The organism is Xenorhabdus eapokensis (genome assembly GCF_001908105.1).
Genome location: NZ_MKGQ01000013.1, coordinates 1 through 17,769 on the forward strand (window position 1 = coordinate 1; position 17,769 = coordinate 17,769).

21 protein-coding genes are annotated in these 17,769 nt (G+C 43.6%); 15 read left to right on the forward strand and 6 right to left on the reverse strand.

Features of this window, described 5'->3' with window-relative positions; genetic code table 11:
- The 7 genes from tssI to Xedl_RS10600 all read left to right on the forward strand — a co-directional run.
- The coding region (tssI, locus tag Xedl_RS10570) for a type VI secretion system tip protein TssI/VgrG (RefSeq protein ID WP_074023668.1) at positions 1 to 1,461 on the forward strand (1,461 nt) is incomplete at its 5' end.
- Positions 1,458 to 2,246, forward strand: coding sequence for a DUF4123 domain-containing protein (locus Xedl_RS10575; protein ID WP_083600305.1), 789 nt, complete (start codon positions 1,458 to 1,460; stop codon positions 2,244 to 2,246). The genes tssI and Xedl_RS10575, both read left to right, overlap by 4 nt.
- Positions 2,247 to 2,267: 21 nt before the next feature.
- A complete protein-coding gene (locus Xedl_RS10580; protein WP_074023670.1) occupies positions 2,268 to 4,211 on the forward strand; it encodes a T6SS phospholipase effector Tle1-like catalytic domain-containing protein in 1,944 nt (647 codons plus the stop codon).
- Positions 4,208 to 4,915 (forward strand): DUF2931 family protein, encoded by a 708-nt coding sequence (locus tag Xedl_RS10585; RefSeq protein WP_083600306.1) that lies wholly within the window; start codon positions 4,208 to 4,210, stop codon positions 4,913 to 4,915. The genes Xedl_RS10580 and Xedl_RS10585 overlap by 4 nt, the downstream gene beginning before the upstream one ends.
- Positions 4,916 to 4,973: 58 nt before the next feature.
- On the forward strand, positions 4,974 to 5,315 hold the full coding sequence (locus Xedl_RS10590) for a type VI secretion system baseplate subunit TssF (RefSeq protein WP_279625356.1): 342 nt from the start codon (positions 4,974 to 4,976) through the stop codon (positions 5,313 to 5,315).
- Between the two features lie 33 nt (positions 5,316 to 5,348).
- Positions 5,349 to 5,648, forward strand: a complete 300-nt coding sequence (locus Xedl_RS10595; RefSeq protein ID WP_074023672.1) for a contractile injection system protein, VgrG/Pvc8 family — start codon at positions 5,349 to 5,351, stop codon at positions 5,646 to 5,648.
- Positions 5,649 to 6,254: 606 nt separating this feature from the next.
- Positions 6,255 to 6,791 (forward strand): hypothetical protein, encoded by a 537-nt coding sequence (locus tag Xedl_RS10600; protein ID WP_244149697.1) that lies wholly within the window; start codon positions 6,255 to 6,257, stop codon positions 6,789 to 6,791.
- An 89-nt stretch (positions 6,792 to 6,880) separates the two neighbouring features.
- Here the strand turns inward: Xedl_RS10600 and Xedl_RS10605 are convergent, their stop codons facing one another.
- Positions 6,881 to 7,240, reverse strand: a complete 360-nt coding sequence (locus tag Xedl_RS10605; protein ID WP_074023674.1) for a DUF1090 family protein — start codon at positions 7,238 to 7,240, stop codon at positions 6,881 to 6,883.
- A 207-nt stretch (positions 7,241 to 7,447) separates the two neighbouring features.
- On the opposite strand from Xedl_RS10605, the gene Xedl_RS10610 reads away from it, so the two are divergent.
- On the forward strand, positions 7,448 to 8,290 hold the full coding sequence (locus Xedl_RS10610; protein WP_074023675.1) for a 23S rRNA (adenine(2030)-N(6))-methyltransferase RlmJ: 843 nt from the start codon (positions 7,448 to 7,450) through the stop codon (positions 8,288 to 8,290).
- Positions 8,291 to 8,496: 206 nt separating this feature from the next.
- The gene (gorA, locus tag Xedl_RS10615) at positions 8,497 to 9,849 is read left to right on the forward strand and encodes a glutathione-disulfide reductase (protein ID WP_074023676.1); all 1,353 of its coding nucleotides are present in this window, start codon (positions 8,497 to 8,499) and stop codon (positions 9,847 to 9,849) included.
- 127 nt (positions 9,850 to 9,976) lie between these two features.
- Here gorA and Xedl_RS10620 read toward each other — a convergent pair whose 3' ends face one another.
- The 3 genes from Xedl_RS10620 to Xedl_RS35655 form a co-directional block, all read right to left on the reverse strand.
- Positions 9,977 to 10,366 carry a hypothetical protein gene (locus Xedl_RS10620; protein WP_083600307.1) on the reverse strand — a complete coding sequence of 130 codons (390 nt, stop codon included), beginning with the start codon at positions 10,364 to 10,366 and terminating at the stop codon, positions 9,977 to 9,979.
- Between the two features lie 499 nt (positions 10,367 to 10,865).
- On the reverse strand, positions 10,866 to 12,458 hold the full coding sequence (gene lsrK, locus Xedl_RS10630; RefSeq protein ID WP_074023677.1) for an autoinducer-2 kinase: 1,593 nt from the start codon (positions 12,456 to 12,458) through the stop codon (positions 10,866 to 10,868).
- A 69-nt stretch (positions 12,459 to 12,527) separates the two neighbouring features.
- Entirely contained in the window at positions 12,528 to 12,653 is a 126-nt protein-coding gene (locus Xedl_RS35655; RefSeq protein ID WP_279625355.1) for a hypothetical protein, read from the reverse strand.
- Between the two features lie 338 nt (positions 12,654 to 12,991).
- On the opposite strand from Xedl_RS35655, the gene Xedl_RS10635 reads away from it, so the two are divergent.
- From Xedl_RS10635 to lsrG, 3 genes are read left to right on the forward strand one after another with little or no spacing between them, the layout of a single operon-like run.
- Positions 12,992 to 13,192, forward strand: coding sequence for a hypothetical protein (locus Xedl_RS10635; protein WP_074023678.1), 201 nt, complete (start codon positions 12,992 to 12,994; stop codon positions 13,190 to 13,192).
- A gap of 46 nt (positions 13,193 to 13,238) precedes the next feature.
- Positions 13,239 to 14,120: a 3-hydroxy-5-phosphonooxypentane-2,4-dione thiolase gene (gene lsrF / locus Xedl_RS10640; protein ID WP_074023679.1), complete on the forward strand. Its 882-nt coding sequence runs from the start codon at positions 13,239 to 13,241 to the stop codon at positions 14,118 to 14,120.
- A 4-nt stretch (positions 14,121 to 14,124) separates the two neighbouring features.
- On the forward strand, positions 14,125 to 14,424 hold the full coding sequence (lsrG, locus tag Xedl_RS10645; RefSeq protein WP_074023680.1) for a (4S)-4-hydroxy-5-phosphonooxypentane-2,3-dione isomerase: 300 nt from the start codon (positions 14,125 to 14,127) through the stop codon (positions 14,422 to 14,424).
- 128 nt (positions 14,425 to 14,552) lie between these two features.
- Here lsrG and mobB read toward each other — a convergent pair whose 3' ends face one another.
- Complete coding sequence (gene mobB / locus Xedl_RS10650; RefSeq protein WP_074023681.1) at positions 14,553 to 15,077, reverse strand: molybdopterin-guanine dinucleotide biosynthesis protein MobB; 525 nt, start codon at positions 15,075 to 15,077, stop codon at positions 14,553 to 14,555.
- The gene (mobA, locus tag Xedl_RS10655) at positions 15,074 to 15,676 is read right to left on the reverse strand and encodes a molybdenum cofactor guanylyltransferase MobA (RefSeq protein ID WP_074023682.1); all 603 of its coding nucleotides are present in this window, start codon (positions 15,674 to 15,676) and stop codon (positions 15,074 to 15,076) included. The genes mobB and mobA overlap by 4 nt, the downstream gene beginning before the upstream one ends.
- A gap of 145 nt (positions 15,677 to 15,821) precedes the next feature.
- On the opposite strand from mobA, the gene Xedl_RS10660 reads away from it, so the two are divergent.
- From Xedl_RS10660 to dsbA, 3 genes are read left to right on the forward strand one after another with little or no spacing between them, the layout of a single operon-like run.
- Positions 15,822 to 16,091, forward strand: a complete 270-nt coding sequence (locus Xedl_RS10660) for a YihD family protein (protein WP_074023683.1) — start codon at positions 15,822 to 15,824, stop codon at positions 16,089 to 16,091.
- An 18-nt stretch (positions 16,092 to 16,109) separates the two neighbouring features.
- Positions 16,110 to 17,099 carry a serine/threonine protein kinase gene (locus Xedl_RS10665; protein WP_074023684.1) on the forward strand — a complete coding sequence of 330 codons (990 nt, stop codon included), beginning with the start codon at positions 16,110 to 16,112 and terminating at the stop codon, positions 17,097 to 17,099.
- A gap of 17 nt (positions 17,100 to 17,116) precedes the next feature.
- Positions 17,117 to 17,740: a thiol:disulfide interchange protein DsbA gene (gene dsbA, locus Xedl_RS10670; protein WP_074023685.1), complete on the forward strand. Its 624-nt coding sequence runs from the start codon at positions 17,117 to 17,119 to the stop codon at positions 17,738 to 17,740.
- Positions 17,741 to 17,769: the final 29 nt, after the last annotated feature.

Genomic DNA, 17,769 nt, shown 5'->3' on the forward strand with positions numbered 1-17,769 from the left:
GGCTTGCCGCTGCAATACCAGCCCCAGCCGGAAACCGCGCATGGGGTAGATACGATTTATCAGGTACGGTTAGGCGTCGGCATGAGCCCGCAACGTAGCTTGCACAAAGATTTCAACCCGGAAAACCCGCGCTATCACCTCTCCCATATGCACAGCAGCGAAGGCTTTCGTGACTTCGGCAGCCAGACCCCCTATACCGTGTTTGAAAGTTACGGTCGTTTTCAGAAAGATGCGGCCGCCATCCCATTTTTAAAATACAGGCAGGAAGCGCTGGATAACCAGAAACAGACGGGCAGCGGCAGTAGTAACTGTATCAAACTGATGCCAGGTAAAATTTTCGAGATAAAAAATCATCTCCATAAACCGCTTAATGTTCGCTGGCAGGTGGTCGGTATCAGCCACCACGGGCGTTGCCCGCAGGCATTGGGAGACAGTGGCGGTGAAGGCACCACACTTTCCAACCAGTTCAGTTTTATTTCCGGTCTGGATGATTATCGTCCGCCTTTCCACTACAAGCCTCTGGCAGATGGCGATGAAACTGCCATCGTGGTCGGTCCGGAAGGCGAAGAAATTTTCGTCAACAAAGACGGGGCGATTAAAGTCCATTTCCGCTGGAACCGCTATGACCAGCCGGATGATAGCGCATCGTGCTGGGTACGTGTCGCTCAGGGCTGGAACGGTAACGGCTTTGGTTTTATGGCGATACCGCGTATCGGGCAGGAAGTGATTATCTCTTACCTGAATGGGGATATCGACCGCCCCATCGTCACCGGCTGTGTTTACAACGGCCTGAACCGTCCGCCGCTGGATTTACCGGCGCAAAAAACCCGTACCACGTTTAAAACCAAAACCCACAAAGGCAAAGGCTTTAACGAACTGCGCTTTGAGGATGCGAAAGACAGCGAAGAAATCTATCTCCACGGCCAGAAAGACCTGACTGCGCATATCGAAAACGATGCCTACTGGCATATCAAACATGACCAGAAGAGCCGCATCGATAACAACCGTTACCACGATATCCGCGCCGATGACCATCATCAGGTCGCCGGTTCGCGCAAAATCACCACCGAAGGGGATGTCTCCCACCGGATTGCCGGCAGCCAGCATATCCAGACCGGGGATGCGACCGTCATTGACAGCGGGCAGGAAATCCACCTGAAAAGTGGCGGTAAAGTGGTGCTGGAAGCGGCAGCCGAAATCACGCTGAAAGTGGGCGGTAGTTTTCTCAAAGTCACACCGGGCGGCATTTTGTCTTCCATGATTAATGTCGGGCAGGGTTCAGGCGGCAGCGGGCGAGGGGTTTCACTGCAATTACCGGAAGGCGTGGCACCACTGGCACAAGTGGGGCAACTCCCGATGGCGGAAGCACTCCCGATAACCGAGTTTCCGGCTAAGCCTCCCTGCGCCATTCTCGCGCAACAAGAGGAAAACTGGGTTATTACCGGATCAGAGGAAGCATGATGGAATCGACTAATTGGAAAAGCTGGTTATCACAGCAAGACAGAGGAGCGTGTTATTTTCTGGTCAATAGTCTGGCGAAGCCGAATCCCGTCCAGCTTTTTTACCTCAACGACTGGACAGAGCAGGCATTTCCGCTCTACAGCGGTACACCGATGAATGCCATGCTGGAACAAAGCCCGTGGCTGATCCAACCCAAAGCCAAGTACCTGCCGGAACTGGCGCAATTGCTGGATAAGCATGAATTCAGCGATGCCAGTTGGGGCTGGGGCTATCGCAGTACCTTACCGTGGTCATTTCAGTTAGAACACTGGCGCTTACATCAGCAGGTATTGCTGCGTGGTCAGGTGGTGGTGTTGCGACTGATGGATAACCGCATTTTCACACCGTTACTGCCCGCTTTGAAACCGGGGGACTGGGGTGAACTATTAACCCCGGTGAATGAATTGATGATCGATACGCCTAACCCGGTTTGCTACTACCGCCCAGAAAATTGTCCTCAGGAACTGAACACGAATTTATTTGTGTTGGGTGATCATCTGGTTGAAGCGCGTTACTCAACCGATACGACGCTCAAGAATCTGGCTTACGCGTTAAGTTGTCAGCTTTGGGAAGAAAACTCCGAATTGGCACTGAAACTGGATGAACCGGCAGGACAATTGCAGCACAACCTTTTGGCGTGGCTGAAACAGGCGAGAAACGAAAACGGTAAACTGGACACGTTAACCCTTGAGCACTTTCTGACTGATAGTCAAAAAATTGCCCTTAACGAGCCTATTGACGGATAAATAAAACATAAGGAAAAAAGAATGAAGCCGTTAGATCCGACAAATTGCATTGATTGCCAAAAAATACTGAAACACTGGATTGAATTTCAGCTCGTCGATGAACAGGGTGAACCATTAACGGGTATGCCTTATAAACTGACAAGTCGCGGAAACAAAAGTATTGTGCGGACGGGAACCACGGATGGTAATGGAATATTACGTGAAGCAGATCTTCCCCCTATGCCTGTGACACTTACTGTCTCAGCGCAGCTTTTGGCTGATAAAGTGACCCAATGCCCTGCTCGTCCAGATACCGGAAAAATAGGAAATCTTCAGATAAGAGAAAATAGCTACAACGGCAAACACGACTATCACTATATTACATTAGGTGCAATCAGCGATGCTTACCCAAAAGTCAAAGGCTGGCAAGAAGACGAATTAAAAACATCTGAACACTTTAAGGATTCGGTATTAAAAGGATTTACTGCCCATCCCCTTAATAGACGATATGTACTGGAAGTTCAGGCAATAGAAAGTGGTATTAATTTGATTATTGGCGTCTTTTTTGATGGGACGGGGAATAATACAGAAAATATCAATGAGCGGCTTCTGTGTGTTCCGGAAACAGCAGATCAACAATCGATGCGCTGTTCCTTTAACCAATTTGGCTTGCCCGGTGATACCTCGCGGATCAGTTATGATGGTTATTATACCAATGTACATTTTTTGCATGAGATATATAAGGTGGGTAAAACAGATAACAACTCGCATCAAATTAAAGTCTATATTGAGGGAATTGGTACACAGGCTGGAAAATCAGACAGTGTGGTGGGTTATGGATTGGGGGTAGGGGAAACCGGTGTTCATGCTAAAACTGAAATGGCTATACAGAAAATAAAGATTGAGATAACAGAATCACTGAAAAATATTCAGGATAATATCAGATATCTCCAGTTTGATATTATTGGTTTTAGCCGGGGAGCAGCGGCTGCCCGCCATTTTGCCAACCGGGTTTTTAATCGTGATCCTATTCTGGTGCAAGCCTTAACTGATGGTTTTAATCAACGACGTTACCTGAATAAGTCCAAATATCCTACAGGGAAAAGCCGTTTTCTGGGTATTTTTGATACCGTTGCGGCGATTGGTACACTCAGCAATGGACTTAACCCTCATACCGCTGATACAGGCGATATTGATATTCGTTTACCTGAAGGCATAGCAGAGCATATTTTCCATATTACGGCCATGAATGAATGTCGTTATAATTTCTCTTTAAATAGCATTAAGCCTGATTATCCGGAATTAATATTCCCCGGCGCGCATTCCGATATTGGTGGAGGCTATAACCCGATGGAAACAGAACGGTTATTTATCACACGGCCACGTAGCCTCACCGTGGATGAGAGTACCCCTAATAACACCACCTGGATATATAGAAGAGCACAGGAAGAATTATTTCAGATAAGAAGCTATCCGGCTATTGCCCCGTTATTGCACAACAACGAGGTGAAAGTAGAAACGTGGCAAAATAACCAGTTTTACCCGCGTAACGAGCTGGAGCGTTTTCAAAAACAAGTAGCATCGGCGACAGTACTATATCGGGAAATCACCAATGACTGGTCTAAAGTAGTCATGCTGGTCATGCAGGATGCCGCACAAGAGTCTGGTGTGATTTTTGGTGAGCCTAATGCTGATGATAAAGATTACCAACTCTGTCCAGAACTTGCACCACTGGCAGAAAAAGCAATCAATCAAGGGCGTGCTGTTCGACAAGGCCAGTCATTAATTCCTTTTAACGCAGAAGAGTTAGCCTTGATCCAGACTAAATACGTCCATTGCTCATCACACTGGAATAGTGTGGTAATAAAAGATGAACAGATTCAAGGTGGTGTGAAGGCGGTAGAGTTAGTCAGTTTTGTGAACCGCCCTTGTGAACAATGGCACCGAACCATTTTTGATATTACTGGTAAGGAAATTTCAAAATGAGAAACAAAAAACTATTAGTCCTGTTATTGGGGCTAGGTGTGGTGGTGGGATTAACGGCCTGCCAGTCTTATCTACCCGGCAAACGGGTAGTGAATTACAAGCCTATTGTGCGCCACAGTGAGCCATTGCCTTATGAAAAATGGAGATTTCAATTTATCACTCCGGAATATTTTCCTGTCAGTATTAGTTTTGTTCAATTTCAGGATGAAGATAATTATATAGTGCAAAAATTTATGCCTGATGGAGCTGATTCAGATTATCGTAGTGTAACCACATGGAATAAAAAACTAGGTGGAGGCTCTAGTGGAATTAACAATCATGGTGAAGCACTGCCTAGGTCATTGATTGTTTGCTGGGACTCCGTAATTGATAAAAAATCCTATCAGACTCTGTTTGAATTTACGCCAGAGGTAAGACAATTAATGAGAAAACCAGCTACCTATCCAGGTTATGAAAGTTATCCGCCAGACTATCGAGAGAGAATTTTTATTGGATTAGCACCCGGCGGTACAGCTCGCGCTTGGCTACGGGGTTATGATAAAAATAATGGTGATAATATATTAATTGCCACCGGTGAGTCAGTTTTCGGCGAAAATATGACGGTATGTCAGGGCAAAACAAAAGTTCTGAATGGTTATAGTGAATATTCCGAACGTATCAAGGACTTTATCAAAGGGAAAAAATACCCCTATGGAGAGTGGTAAACAATTACCTTGAAGTCATCCCAATATCAGAAGCCAATTTATTTATGATTTCGATAGCCTGAAACAGTTTCTCCGGTTGTTTGACCCGTATGCTGACACGCATCGCCCCTTGAGCCGCCAGTTCCGCCAACACATTGACGGCATTGTACAGGTGGAAGAGAGTCTGACTGACCGGATGCGGCGGGGGCGCCCCATTCGCGGGCATCTACTCTCACTTATGCTGAACCCTGATTATTATCGTAATCAGGGGGAAATGTATCGCTTCTGCCGGTTAATCAACCAGGCACTGGCTTGTTTTATCACCCAATCTTCGTTTGTCATGCTGGAGATTTTCACCCCGGACAGTCACAAGGTGCTATGGCAGTTCTGGCACGTCGATGGGTTACGCCCGGCCATGTAAGGCATGCATGTCATAACCGATAAGGAATAAAAAATGAAAAGTGGATTACGTTTTACCTGCCGTATCGCGGGTGTGCCGGAAGACACCTTTGCTATAGGCGAATTTTCTCTACAGGAAGGATTATCCGAACTCTTTACCCTCAATCTGACACTGGTCAGAACGGGCAACCCGAACCCCTTTAAACCACAGGCGGAGATTGATTTGGCCTCGCTGCTGATGCAGGAAGCGGTACTGCAAATCTTTCATGGGGCAACCGAGCAACGCAAAATCACCGGCATCATCTCCCATGCGGACTGGGTAGGCACCGATGGTAATAAGACAATCGCACATTGAGCCGCAGTTGACAAATGAAGGCCAGCCAATCTTATTTATCATGTATAAATTACCAGTATTTAATTTCTTTTTATGATTATTCCATTACATAACAATTCAGGCACATTTGATTACCCTAAAACTATCATAAAATCACGTTAGCAACTATTTATCTAGTATATTATTTGTTTACCATGTTTTTCTATTTGAAATCAAAAAAAACATGGGTACAATTACTATACTTTTTAGCCATTCAGAGTGTTTCTGTATAACTCTTTTGATGCTAAAGGTTAGAAGTAGGCATTTATTTTTATCTTGTAAACCGCATTTAAGATACCAAATAGTAATTTTATAACAATCGCTTGTATGTAATAAGTGATGTGGAGTTGTCTCCATAATTCAAGATATACCTTCATGTTATATTGTAAATTCCAAAAATATCAGGCTGCTGTTGGAAAGGCAGATGGGGACATTTTCTGTCTGTGTTTATCTATCAGTGTCGTGATGTAAGATGTGGCGATAAAAATGAAGTTGTAAAATTCATAGGAAATAATATCAATTAGTTGATTTTAAAGGTTAAAATTCCAAGGCCGTTTTCTCATATCAAATTTGATTATGAAGGGGGGAATGATGTTTTTCCGTGGTGTCAACAAAAGTAATATGATTATTTTTTCGTTAATACTGGGAATTACTATTTTATTTTTGTCTTTTGAAAACAGCAGATTAGGGATTATTGATTACGCCGATAAGCATTGCCGGAAAAATACAACCTGTTTGATTGATGTAAATAAGATTATTCCTTTTGACTGGGATAAAATGTATATCATCGACAAAGGTATCTCACCGGAAGATATTGAAAAAATTATCGGGGTGAAGTTTAATTACGAAACGGGGCTTTTTTATAAAATTATTTTTGTCAGAGATCAGAAGGTGATTTATTCAGATGAGTATCATCTATCTGATGAGTCCCATATGAAAAAATTTATTAAGCCTAATTTTCACTATCCTTATGAAAAAGAAGGGAATTATTTTAGTCATTTTGCCATTTCTAAAGACAATCCCATTCTTTCAGTAAAAATTGAAAATGAACCGCTTATGAGTGATAAAATTTATTACAATATTTTTCCTTCTAATGCGCAGCAAATTAGAGGGAAAGAGCTATAAAGCTTGTTGGAAATAGATAGAATAAATACAGGATTGGATGCAGGCCGTATTCTTACGCGCCTGCATTTTTTATTTATTTCTTATGATATCTATTTTTTGCTTTTAGAAGGTTTTTGAGACTGCTTTTTGCTACCTGGCTGTTTAAATCGTGGTGAATTGTTTTTATCAGCTAAACTCCCTGTTGTATTATTTTTTGCATTGTCTTTCGTTGTTTCTGATTTATTTTTTTGTTCCTGCAAAAGTTTTTCCAGAGCACATGTGGTTTTTATGTTTTCCAAAGTGCGAGCTAATCCTTTTATTAAACGCTTATCTTTATCAGCTTGAGCATATTGGAGCTGTTTTTCTAACGTTTTTTTCTTTATCTCGCATCCCGTTTTACCTTGGTTTGCATAGGTAGCACTCATACTGAAAACGATCAATACAGATAAGATCACTGTTTTCGACACCATGAATTATTCCTAAAATTTTAAGAATACCTATCTGAAATTTTACACGCTGATCTCGATTTGATCTTGAAAACCCCTTGGATCCACAACGAAGAGGGAGCACAAAGAGGCTTTTAACTTTTTTGTTGGGAATGAGGCTATAATGCCTCTTTAGTTGTCTGGTAGGGCATCAGGCAAGTTATCAATATTTTGCTCTTGGGGTTAAATCCAATGTTAAGTTATCGCCACAGTTTCCATGCCGGCAACCACGCTGATGTGTTAAAGCACGTAGTACAAAGCCTGATCATTGAGTCGTTTAAAGTAAAAGAAAAACCTTTCCTGTATCTGGATACCCACTCTGGCGCAGGCCGTTATCACTTGAGTGGAGAACATGCCGAGCGCACAGGAGAGTATCTGGAAGGTATTGCCCGTATTTGGCAGCGTGATGATATTCCCGAAGAATTGGCTGCGTATATGGATGTTGTGAAGGCGCTGAATCCACAAGGTTCTTTACGTTATTATCCTGGCTCTCCATTGATTGCCCGTCACTTATTGCGTGAGCATGATGAGCTTAATCTGAGTGAATTGCATCCCAGCGATTTTCCTCTGTTACGTACGGAATTCTCCCGCGACATGCGCGCCCGTGTCCTGAGGGAAGATGGTTTTCAGCAGTTGAAATCCAAATTACCACCAAAAAGTCGTCGTGGGTTTGTGCTGATCGACCCGCCTTATGAGTTGAAATCGGATTATCAGAATGTTGTTCAGGGTATTCAGGAAGGGTATAAGCGCTTTGCTACAGGTACTTATGCACTGTGGTATCCTGTTGTTCTGCGTCAGCAGATTAAACGCTTAGTGAAGGGGTTGGAAGCAACGGGTATTCGTAAGATCTTACAAATTGAACTTGGTGTGCGCCCTGACAGTGATCAACGTGGCATGACGGCATCAGGTATGATTGTCATTAATCCACCGTGGAAATTAGAACAACAGATGAAGGCTATATTGCCGTGGTTGCATCAGGTACTGGTTCCTGAAGGTACAGGACATACATCAGTAGAGTGGATTGTCCCCGAATAAGGTAAAGGTTCAGCATGGCATCATTATAAAATGTGTTGTTATTCAATTGATTACCCATGAATAAACTGTGGTGCGATATCACTCGATAGCCGTGGCCTATGGCAATAAGAGTTAGAATCGTCCACCGTCAATGATAACTTTTTGTAATAATGACGTTAGGTTGAACTTGAGCAGTAACTTAATTGATTAGACGGAAGTGACCTAAGATGAGTAAACATTACGATTATATTGCAATTGGTGGCGGCAGTGGTGGCATTGCTTCCATTAACCGTGCGGCCATGTATGGGCAAACATGTGCCTTGATTGAAGCAAAGGCATTAGGTGGGACATGTGTTAATGTGGGCTGTGTACCAAAGAAAGTAATGTGGCACGCTGCTCAAGTTGCGGAATCTATTCATCAATATGGTCCCGATTATGGTTTTGATACCACCGTTAATCATTTCGACTGGAAAAAACTTATTGCCAGCCGTACTGCTTATATTGATCGTATCCATCAATCATATGAACGCGTATTGAATAACAATAAGGTCGATGTCATTCAAGGATCCGCCCGTTTTGTTGATGCACATACTATTGAGGTTAATGGCGAAAAAATCACGGCCGACCATATCCTGATCGCGACAGGGGGTCGCCCGATACGTCCAGATATTCCCGGTGCGGAATATGGCATTGATTCAGATGGTTTTTTCGAGCTTAATGAAATGCCGCAGCGCGTTGCTGTGGTAGGGGCTGGCTATATTGCTGTTGAAATCGCGGGTGTTTTGAATGCGTTGGGTAGTGAAACGCATCTGTTTGTCCGTAAACATGCGCCATTACGCTCTTTCGACCCTATGATTGTGGAAACACTGTTGGAAGTCATCAAAACTGAAGGGCCAACATTGCATACAGATGCGATATTACAGTCTGTAATTAAAAATCATGATGGCAGCCTGACGGTTAAATTGCAGGATGGTCGAGAGCAAGTTGTTGATACGCTTATTTGGGCGGTTGGGCGTGAGCCGATGACAGATAAGCTGAATCTGGCCGCAACAGGTGTTGAACTGAATGAAAAAGGCTATATCCAAGTCGATAAGTTTCAGAATACTAATGTTAATGGTATTTATGCGGTTGGTGATAACACGGGAGCGGTGGAATTGACGCCAGTTGCGATTGCGGCAGGGCGTCGTTTGTCAGAGCGTCTGTTTAATAACAAACCTGATGAGCATCTGGATTACACTAATATACCAACTGTGGTATTCAGCCATCCGCCAATTGGTACTGTAGGTTTGACGGAGCCACAGGCAAAGGCTCAGTATGGTGAAGATCAGGTTAAGGTTTATACATCATCATTTACCGCAATGTATACTGCGGTGACACAGTACCGCCAGCCATGCCGTATGAAACTGGTCTGTGTGGGAGCCAATGAAAAGATAGTCGGTATTCACGGTATCGGCTTTGGAATGGATGAAATACTGCAAGGTTTTGCGGTTGCGCTGAAAATGGGGGCAACGAAGAAGGATTTTGATAATACGGTTGCTATTCATCCCACGGCAGCGGAAGAGTTTGTGACTATGAGATGAGAGATTAGAAAATTTCTTCTTATCAGTTGATCCTGGAAAACAAAGCTATACTGGCTATATATACTGCATATATAGCCAGTGTTTTTTATAAACTGAATAAATTATATGGTTGAAAGATAAACCGTCCTTAACTTCTAAATCCTAAGTCACTATCATCTTTATTTCCCATAATTTTTCTTGTTAGTTCATAACAACCTGTTATTCTATTCTTACTCACCAAAAATCTGGAAAAAACTTCAAATTCAATCATAGAGCCATCTTTTTTATTAGCCTTAACCAGATGATGTGTATGAACATTTTTACCGTTTTCTGCGACAGATAAAATAGTCACATTCACGTTGGTTAAAGAGATCTTCAGTAGATTTATATGGGAAACAAAATCATTAAAAGATATTTTATTACCATTTACTACTTGGAAATAATCTTTCGAAAAAAAATTTTCAATGGTTGAAATATTCATATCATCATTTTCAAGTATTTGTTTCAAAGCATTTACCACAATATTAGAGTGAGACAAGGTATATCTCTCCATAAAAAAGATGAAAACAATATACAATGTTATAAATTGTAGTAGAGAAAATCTAGGGTGATGGTATTTTATTTTCACTGAATAGTTTATATTTTCCTTTTCGGAATCAAGTATTATAGCTTACGGTTACTTTGTGTTAGGAGGTGATCTATTCTATTTCTCTGTTATTGTAGTTATATTTTTGCTTTGGCAAAGATTTTATCGAGTTATTGCAAAATTAACTAAAAAACATAAAGATTGGTTTTGAGTAATGTTTTAAAGAGTGATGTAAATAACATTATTAATAAAAAATAAGCAAAACATATTCTATGGTGTCAGGTTTATTTATGATCTAATTGATAATATGAGTATGGTATCGTATATGCTGACGCAACGTTCGTGGCAACCTGTTTGGTGAATGGGCGTCCAACAGTCCCTGAAGTTGTCATGAGTGCTATTTGATTGATTATTTGATTGGCCTCTAATTGTTAAAGAGGCCAATAAAAAATCACAACCCCGGTGCTTTCCACAATGAAGTTGTTAGCCCATCATCTACCAGATGCAGTTGGTCTGCATATACTGCCTGCCAATCTTTCTTCGCTTTTTGGTAAACCTCACGGTGGCGTAAATTCGGTTGATATTCCCGCTCCCAACGCACCAATCTTTCTCCCGTCGCGGGCATGGAATCATATAATCCAACACCGACCCCTGCCGCTATTGCACAACCTAATGCCGTTGCTTCTTTTACCACAGGCACCCGAACAGGCAATCCGGTAACGTCAGACAGAATTTGGCTCCAGAGTTTGCCTTTTGAGCCACCGCCAGCGAAGACCAGTGAATCTGGTTGAACGCCAGAGAAAGCCGAAACCATATCGAGGTTACAGGCCGAGACGATAGCCGCGTTTTCTTCCAGTGCCCGGAATAGTGTTGCTTTGTTGCATTTTTCCGGATCAATCGAGAGATTGAGGAAAGATGGAGCCGCGTGATACCACGATTTAAAGCGCATGACATCGGAGAAAATCGGCATGACACCATAGGCACCGGCAGGAACCCTTGCCGCCATATCTTCCAGTAGATTATAGGCATCAACGCCCAATCGTTCGGCCAGCAATTTTTCTTCTGCGCAAAAAGCATCGCGGAACCAGCGCATGGTGAGACCGGTGAAGAAACTAATGGATTCTGCTTGTGCCATGCCGGGAATCACGTGTGGGTTGATACGAATGTTCATGTTTGGATCGGTGATTGGTGCAGGCAGATTGACGACTTGCTGCCAGAATGTTCCGCCGAGTACTGCGGTTTGGGCGGGTTTAACAACGCCAATACCAAGACAGCCGAGTTGAACGTCTCCGCCGCCCATAATCACGGGGATGCCGCTGCTCAAGCCACATTCTGCCGCTGCCTTTTCCGTAATATAGCCGAGCAAGGTTCCTGTTTCTTTGACGGGGGAGAGGATATCAGAGCGTAAGCCTGCCATTTCCAACAAGCTTGGGCGCCAGTCGCGGCTGGTTAAATCCAGCATACCTGTTGTGCCCGCGTTAGAGGGATCAACGGCCAGCTCGCCACTTAGCCTATAAGCCAGCCAATCACTGATCATGGTGAGGGTACTGGCATGTTGATAGATATCAGGGCGGTGATGCGCCAGCCAAAGCAAGCGTGGCATTGCTCCCAATGCCAATGTTTGGCCGGAATAGCGGTAGACGTCATATTCAAAGGTATTATTGTAAAGCTCCTTCAGCTCGCTGACTTCATGGCTGGAGCGGGCATCTACATTGGCACATGCCCAGATAGGATCGCCATCGAGATTATAGAGGACAATACCTTCCCGCATTGAACAGGCAGCAACTCCTTGGATTGCATTGGCGGGCAATTCCGCCTTTTGCAGGGCTTGCCGAATGCATTGGCAGGTCAGTTGCCAGTTATTTTTCAGATCGAATTCCATTGAACCGGCAACATTCGGTACAGGATGGTGTATCCATTCGGCTTGTCCAACGGAAACCTGATTCCCTTCGAGATCAAATATAACTGCACGAATACTGCCAGTTCCTGCATCAAGCGCCATCAAATACTTCCTTGATGGGTGAGCATGAGCGCATTGATTCATAATACTATCCTCGTCTGTTGTTATCTTTGTTCGATATGGCACAGGGAATGGATAGATATATAAGCATTATTAGTCGATCAAGTTAGCATTGCCTTCACGGTTTGTTCTTCTGTCACCAATGAGTTGGTATAACCCCCCTTTTAGTGCAGCAACGATAGCGTCTGCTTTTTCGATACCACCTTTGCGGCCAAACATCAATTGTTCCATCGCCGATATAGCCGGAATGCATGATGGTTTCTTCAGATAATACGCTTTTCTCTGATACTGATTGTTTCTTATTTAATTTGATCGACATAATAACTTCTTTATCCACGAAGAAAGAATAAGAATAAAGATCTCTAATGTACTAGAGTCTTATCGCAAAATTTGAACATATTTAAATGTAGATCTGATTTTTTCACAAAATGTGATCTGATTATTGAAAAAATCTTAAGTTTTTCATTAGAGTCTTGAGCAAATGTTTTTAAAATAAATAAGTGTTCAATTTCATATCGGTGTCAGAAACGCAAACCTAAAATTTCATGAGGTATGTGATGTCACAGAGCAATACTGCCACTAATACCAATGATCCGTCTTGCCTGAATCCAACCAACAATACTCCGCTTTTAGTTGCTCGTGGGATCAGTAAGCAGTTTTCTGGCTTGATGGGGTTAAAGCAGATTGATTTCGTGTTGGCTCCCACTAAGGCACATCAAGATTTCACCAAAGACAATATCAATCAGTACGATTTCTAATTCATGGGGCTGGTGTATAGCCCCTGACACCTTTCTGGAGGGAGAAATGGCAGATTTAGATGATATCAAAGATGGTAAAGATTTTGGCATTAATACACCGCAGCAGAACACGCTGTTTGAACTGAAAGGTTGTGGTGCGTTGGATTGGGGTATGCAGTCCCGTTTGTCACGAATTTTCAATCCCACCACCAATAAAACGGTGATGCTGGCATTTGATCACGGTTATTTTCAAGGTCCAACCACAGGTTTAGAACGTATTGATATCAATATCGCTCCGCTGTTTGAACACACCGACGTGTTGATGTGTACCCGCGGTATCCTGCGCAGTCAGGTTCCGCCTGCAACCAATAAACCAGTCGTTCTGCGTGCGTCTGGAGCCAACTCGATTCTGACTGAACTCTCCAATGAAGCTGTTGCGGTGGCGATGGAAGATGCACTTCGCCTCAACGTCTGTGCGGTTGCGGCACAGGTTTATATCGGTTCAGAACACGAACACCAATCCATCAAAAATATAGTTAAGCTGGTGGATCAGGGAACACGTTATGGCATGCCAACAATGGCGGTGACGGGCGTCGGTAAAGATATGGCGCGTGACCAACGTTATTTCTCGCTGGCGACTCGTATTGCAGCCGAAATAGGGGCGAACATTATCAAAACCTACTATGTCGATAGCGGTTTTGAGCGAGTGGTGGCAGGCTGCCCAGTGCCGATTGTGATTGCAGGTGGTAAGAAATTACCGGAACTGGAGGCGTTGAATATGTGCTATCAGGCGATTGATCAAGGGGCATCTGGTGTGGATATGGGACGCAATATTTTCCAGTCGGAAGCACCTGTTGCGATGCTGAAAGCTGTGCAGGCCGTAGTGCACCATAATGAGAAACCGGCTCAGGCTTATGAGCTTTTCCTGAGTGAAAAAGCCAAGGGGTAATAATATGCATATCACATTAGTGGAAATTAATGTTAAGGCTGACAAGGTAGACGAATTTATCGACGTATTTCGGGATAATCATCTTGGTTCTGTTAAAGAGTCAGGCAATTTACGGTTCGATGTATTGCGTGATGAGAATATTCCAACCCGTTTTTATATCTATGAAGCCTATGCTGATGAAGAGGCTGTTGCGGCGCATAAGAAAACCCCCCATTACTTGCGTTGTGTCGAAAAACTGGAAGCATTAATGACTGAGCCTCGCAAAAAAACGACGTTTATTGGTTTGATGCCGGAAGGGAAGTAAGGCAAAAGGGGACTCAGGCCGAGTGACAGCAAATATTTTCGCCTGTCATCAAATGGAAAATAAGACTGGTCTAACCCTCTGTTTATCAATGTAATAATGATAACGGAGGGTAATTGGCGTCACCATGATTATTGATATAACCATTTGGCAATAAATGCGGTTACTTGCTCCGGCTGATTGATATTAAGCTGTGGAAATGGTGTTGCCAGCGCAATATCGCTAGCAATTGCTATGACATAGGGATCGAGGATCTCATCAACGGTATGATTCAGGCCATCTCGATAAAGGGCTATTTTGGGGATTGGTTCTTGTTTGAATCCTTCAACCAAAATCAGATCCAGCGAATTTGCATCAAATCGGCTGGCAAGATAGTAAAGATCCGGTTCTGGTAACTCTGGGGTTTCAGTCATTAAAGCCCAGCGCTGCTGGCTGGCGACTAACGTTTGTACCGCCCCCGCTTTGCGGAGTTCATAGCTGTCTTTGCCTGGCTTATCGACATCCATATTGTGATGAGTATGTTTAATTAGCCCAACGCGGATATGTTGCTGGCGTAACAGTGGAATGACTTGCTTTAATAGTGTTGTTTTTCCGGTTCCACTATAAGCGGTGATACCCAGAATAGGCAGTGCTGTATTGTTGCTGCTGTGGTTCATGCTGGCTCCTGAAGGCATTCCCAATGACGGTGTTTCCAGTTATGGCATTCTTCAGGTGTATTTAAGTTAGTGAAAGCGTTGGGATTGGGAAAATAGACCGCCTTTGCCTTAATCATCTGCATAAATAACATCAGTTTTCTGTCTCCCAAAGCGAGATAGCTTTCCAGACGGGGGATTAGGTTGCGGTGCATTAATACCAGGGTAGGATGTGCACGCACGCAATCATGTGCATAAGCAGCCCAGGCGTTTTGTTTGTAGTGCCACAGTTTTGCGACCAGGTTTTCAGGGAAATTGGGGACATCGCAAGGGACAAATACCACCCATTCGTGGATGGCGCTTTTTAAAACCGCCAACATACCTGCCAATGGTCCGGAAAAATCGGCAACGATATCCGGTATGATGGGATAGCCACTCTGATGATAAATTTCCAGATTGCGATTGGCATTAATCAACAGTTCATGAATCTGTGGCTGCAATCTGGTGGCAATGTGTTGGTATAGTGGGGCATTGTTAAATTGCAGCAATCCTTTGTCGTTTCCCCCCATGCGGGTGGATAATCCCCCCGCCAGAATTGCGCCACTGATTTTTGGATGCGTCATGTTTAATCACCTGGTATTGGGCAATGAACTATTTCTAACCATGCTGCTTGAGGTGGCAGTATAACTTTACGCTGATTGACAGACCAATGCTTTCTCTGAGCCATTAACCCTGCTAATTTGTATCGTGATTTATAAGGAACTAAAAATGAAGTATCACCGCCTCAATGAAGTTATCGAACTTTTACATCCAGTATGGAAAAATGAGCCGGATTTGAATCTGATAGAGCTGTTGCAGAAACTGGCTGATGAAGCGGGATTCACAGGGCAGTTGTCTGAATTAACGGATGATATTCTGATTTATCATCTGAAAATGCGCGGTACGGATAGCCATGCCGAAATCCCTGGGTTGAAAAAAGATTATGAAGAAGATTTTAAGACGGCGTTGTTGCGTGCTCGGGGCATTGTTAAAGATTAATGAAGAGAGAACTGTGTTGTGACAGAACCGAAGGCTTTTAATTTCCAAAATATCACGCCAGATTTAATCATGGATGCATTGGGGCAATCTGGCCTGTACCTTGATTCTGGTCTAACCGAACTGAATAGCTATGAGAATCGGGTATATCAGTTCATGGATGAAAACCGCAAACGCTATGTTGTGAAATTTTATCGCCCCCTGCGCTGGAGCCAGCAGCAAATTCAGGAGGAACATGATTTTGCGCATGAATTGCAACAGGCTGATTTGCCCGTGGCAGCGCCGTTGATATTTGATGGGCAGACGGTGCTAAATTATGGTGGTTTCTTTTTTGCCATTTTTCCCAGTGTGGGGGGACGCCAGTACGAATCAGATAGTGTTGACCAATTGGAAGATGTTGGGCGCTTGCTGGGAAGAATGCATCAAATTGGGGCAAAAAAACCATTTTCTGCTCGTCCTACTCTTAACCTGAATGAATATTTATATCAGCCGTATCAATACTTGGCTGAATGTGAACTCATTCCCGCCAGGCATAAACAGGGTTTTCTGGCTGCACTGGATGAATTAAATCAGACGGTGGCAAGCCAATGGCATGATAACTGGCAGGTATTGCGGCTGCATGGGGATTGCCATGCTGGTAATATCTTGTGGCGTGATGAAGCATGGTTTGTGGATCTTGATGATGCCCGCAATGGTCCCGCTATGCAGGATTTGTGGATGTTGCTCAATGGCTCACGGCAAGAACGGTTGATCCAGCTGGATATTTTGCTTGAGTCGTATGATCAGTTTATGGCATTTGATCCCAAGACATTGGCATTAATAGAGCCTCTGCGAGCGATGCGAATGGTCTATTATTTAGCCTGGGTTGCTCGTCGTTGGCAAGATCCGGCTTTTCCAAAAGCGTTTCCGTGGATGGCTGATAGTGATTTTTGGCATAAGCAAGCGAGTCTTTTTTCTGAACAAGTCCGGCTGTTACAGGAGCCACCTTTACAGCTCAACCCGATGTATTAATTTTTTTGGAGACCATTATGAAGAAATTTTGGCTAGCGCTGGTGGGAGCGTTCATGGCATTTAATGCGTCCGCTTCCAGTTTTTCTGAAGGCAAACAGTATACCGAGTTAAAAGATCCGGTTGCGAATCAGCCTCAGGTGGTGGAGTTTTTCTCTTTTTATTGTCCTCACTGCTATCAGTTTGAAAATATTTATCATGTTCCTGCTACTGTTGAGAAAAATTTGCCAGCAGGTGTGACTCATGAACGTTATCATGTGGATTTTCTGGGGCCTTTGGGGAAAGCACTAACTGATGCCTGGGCAGTCGCCATTGTCATGAAGATAGAAGATAAAGTCACGCCTATTTTGTTTGATGGCATTCAGAAAAGCCAGACCATCAATAGTAAGGAAGATATCCGCAATGCTTTCATCAAGGCGGGAGTATCTGGTGAAGAATATGATGCAGCCTTGAACAGCTTTATCGTGCAGTCGGTAGCCGCTAAAGAGCGTCAGTCAGCCAAAGATTTCAACTTGCGCGGTGTTCCGGCGATCTTTGTTAATGGTAAGTACTTGATTAACAATGGTGGAATTGATACCCGTTCAGCTTTGGACTATGCCCAGAAATTCTCTCAAGTAGTGAACTATTTGGTGAACAAAAAATAAGTCGCCAGATGCGGATGTAAAGAAACAAA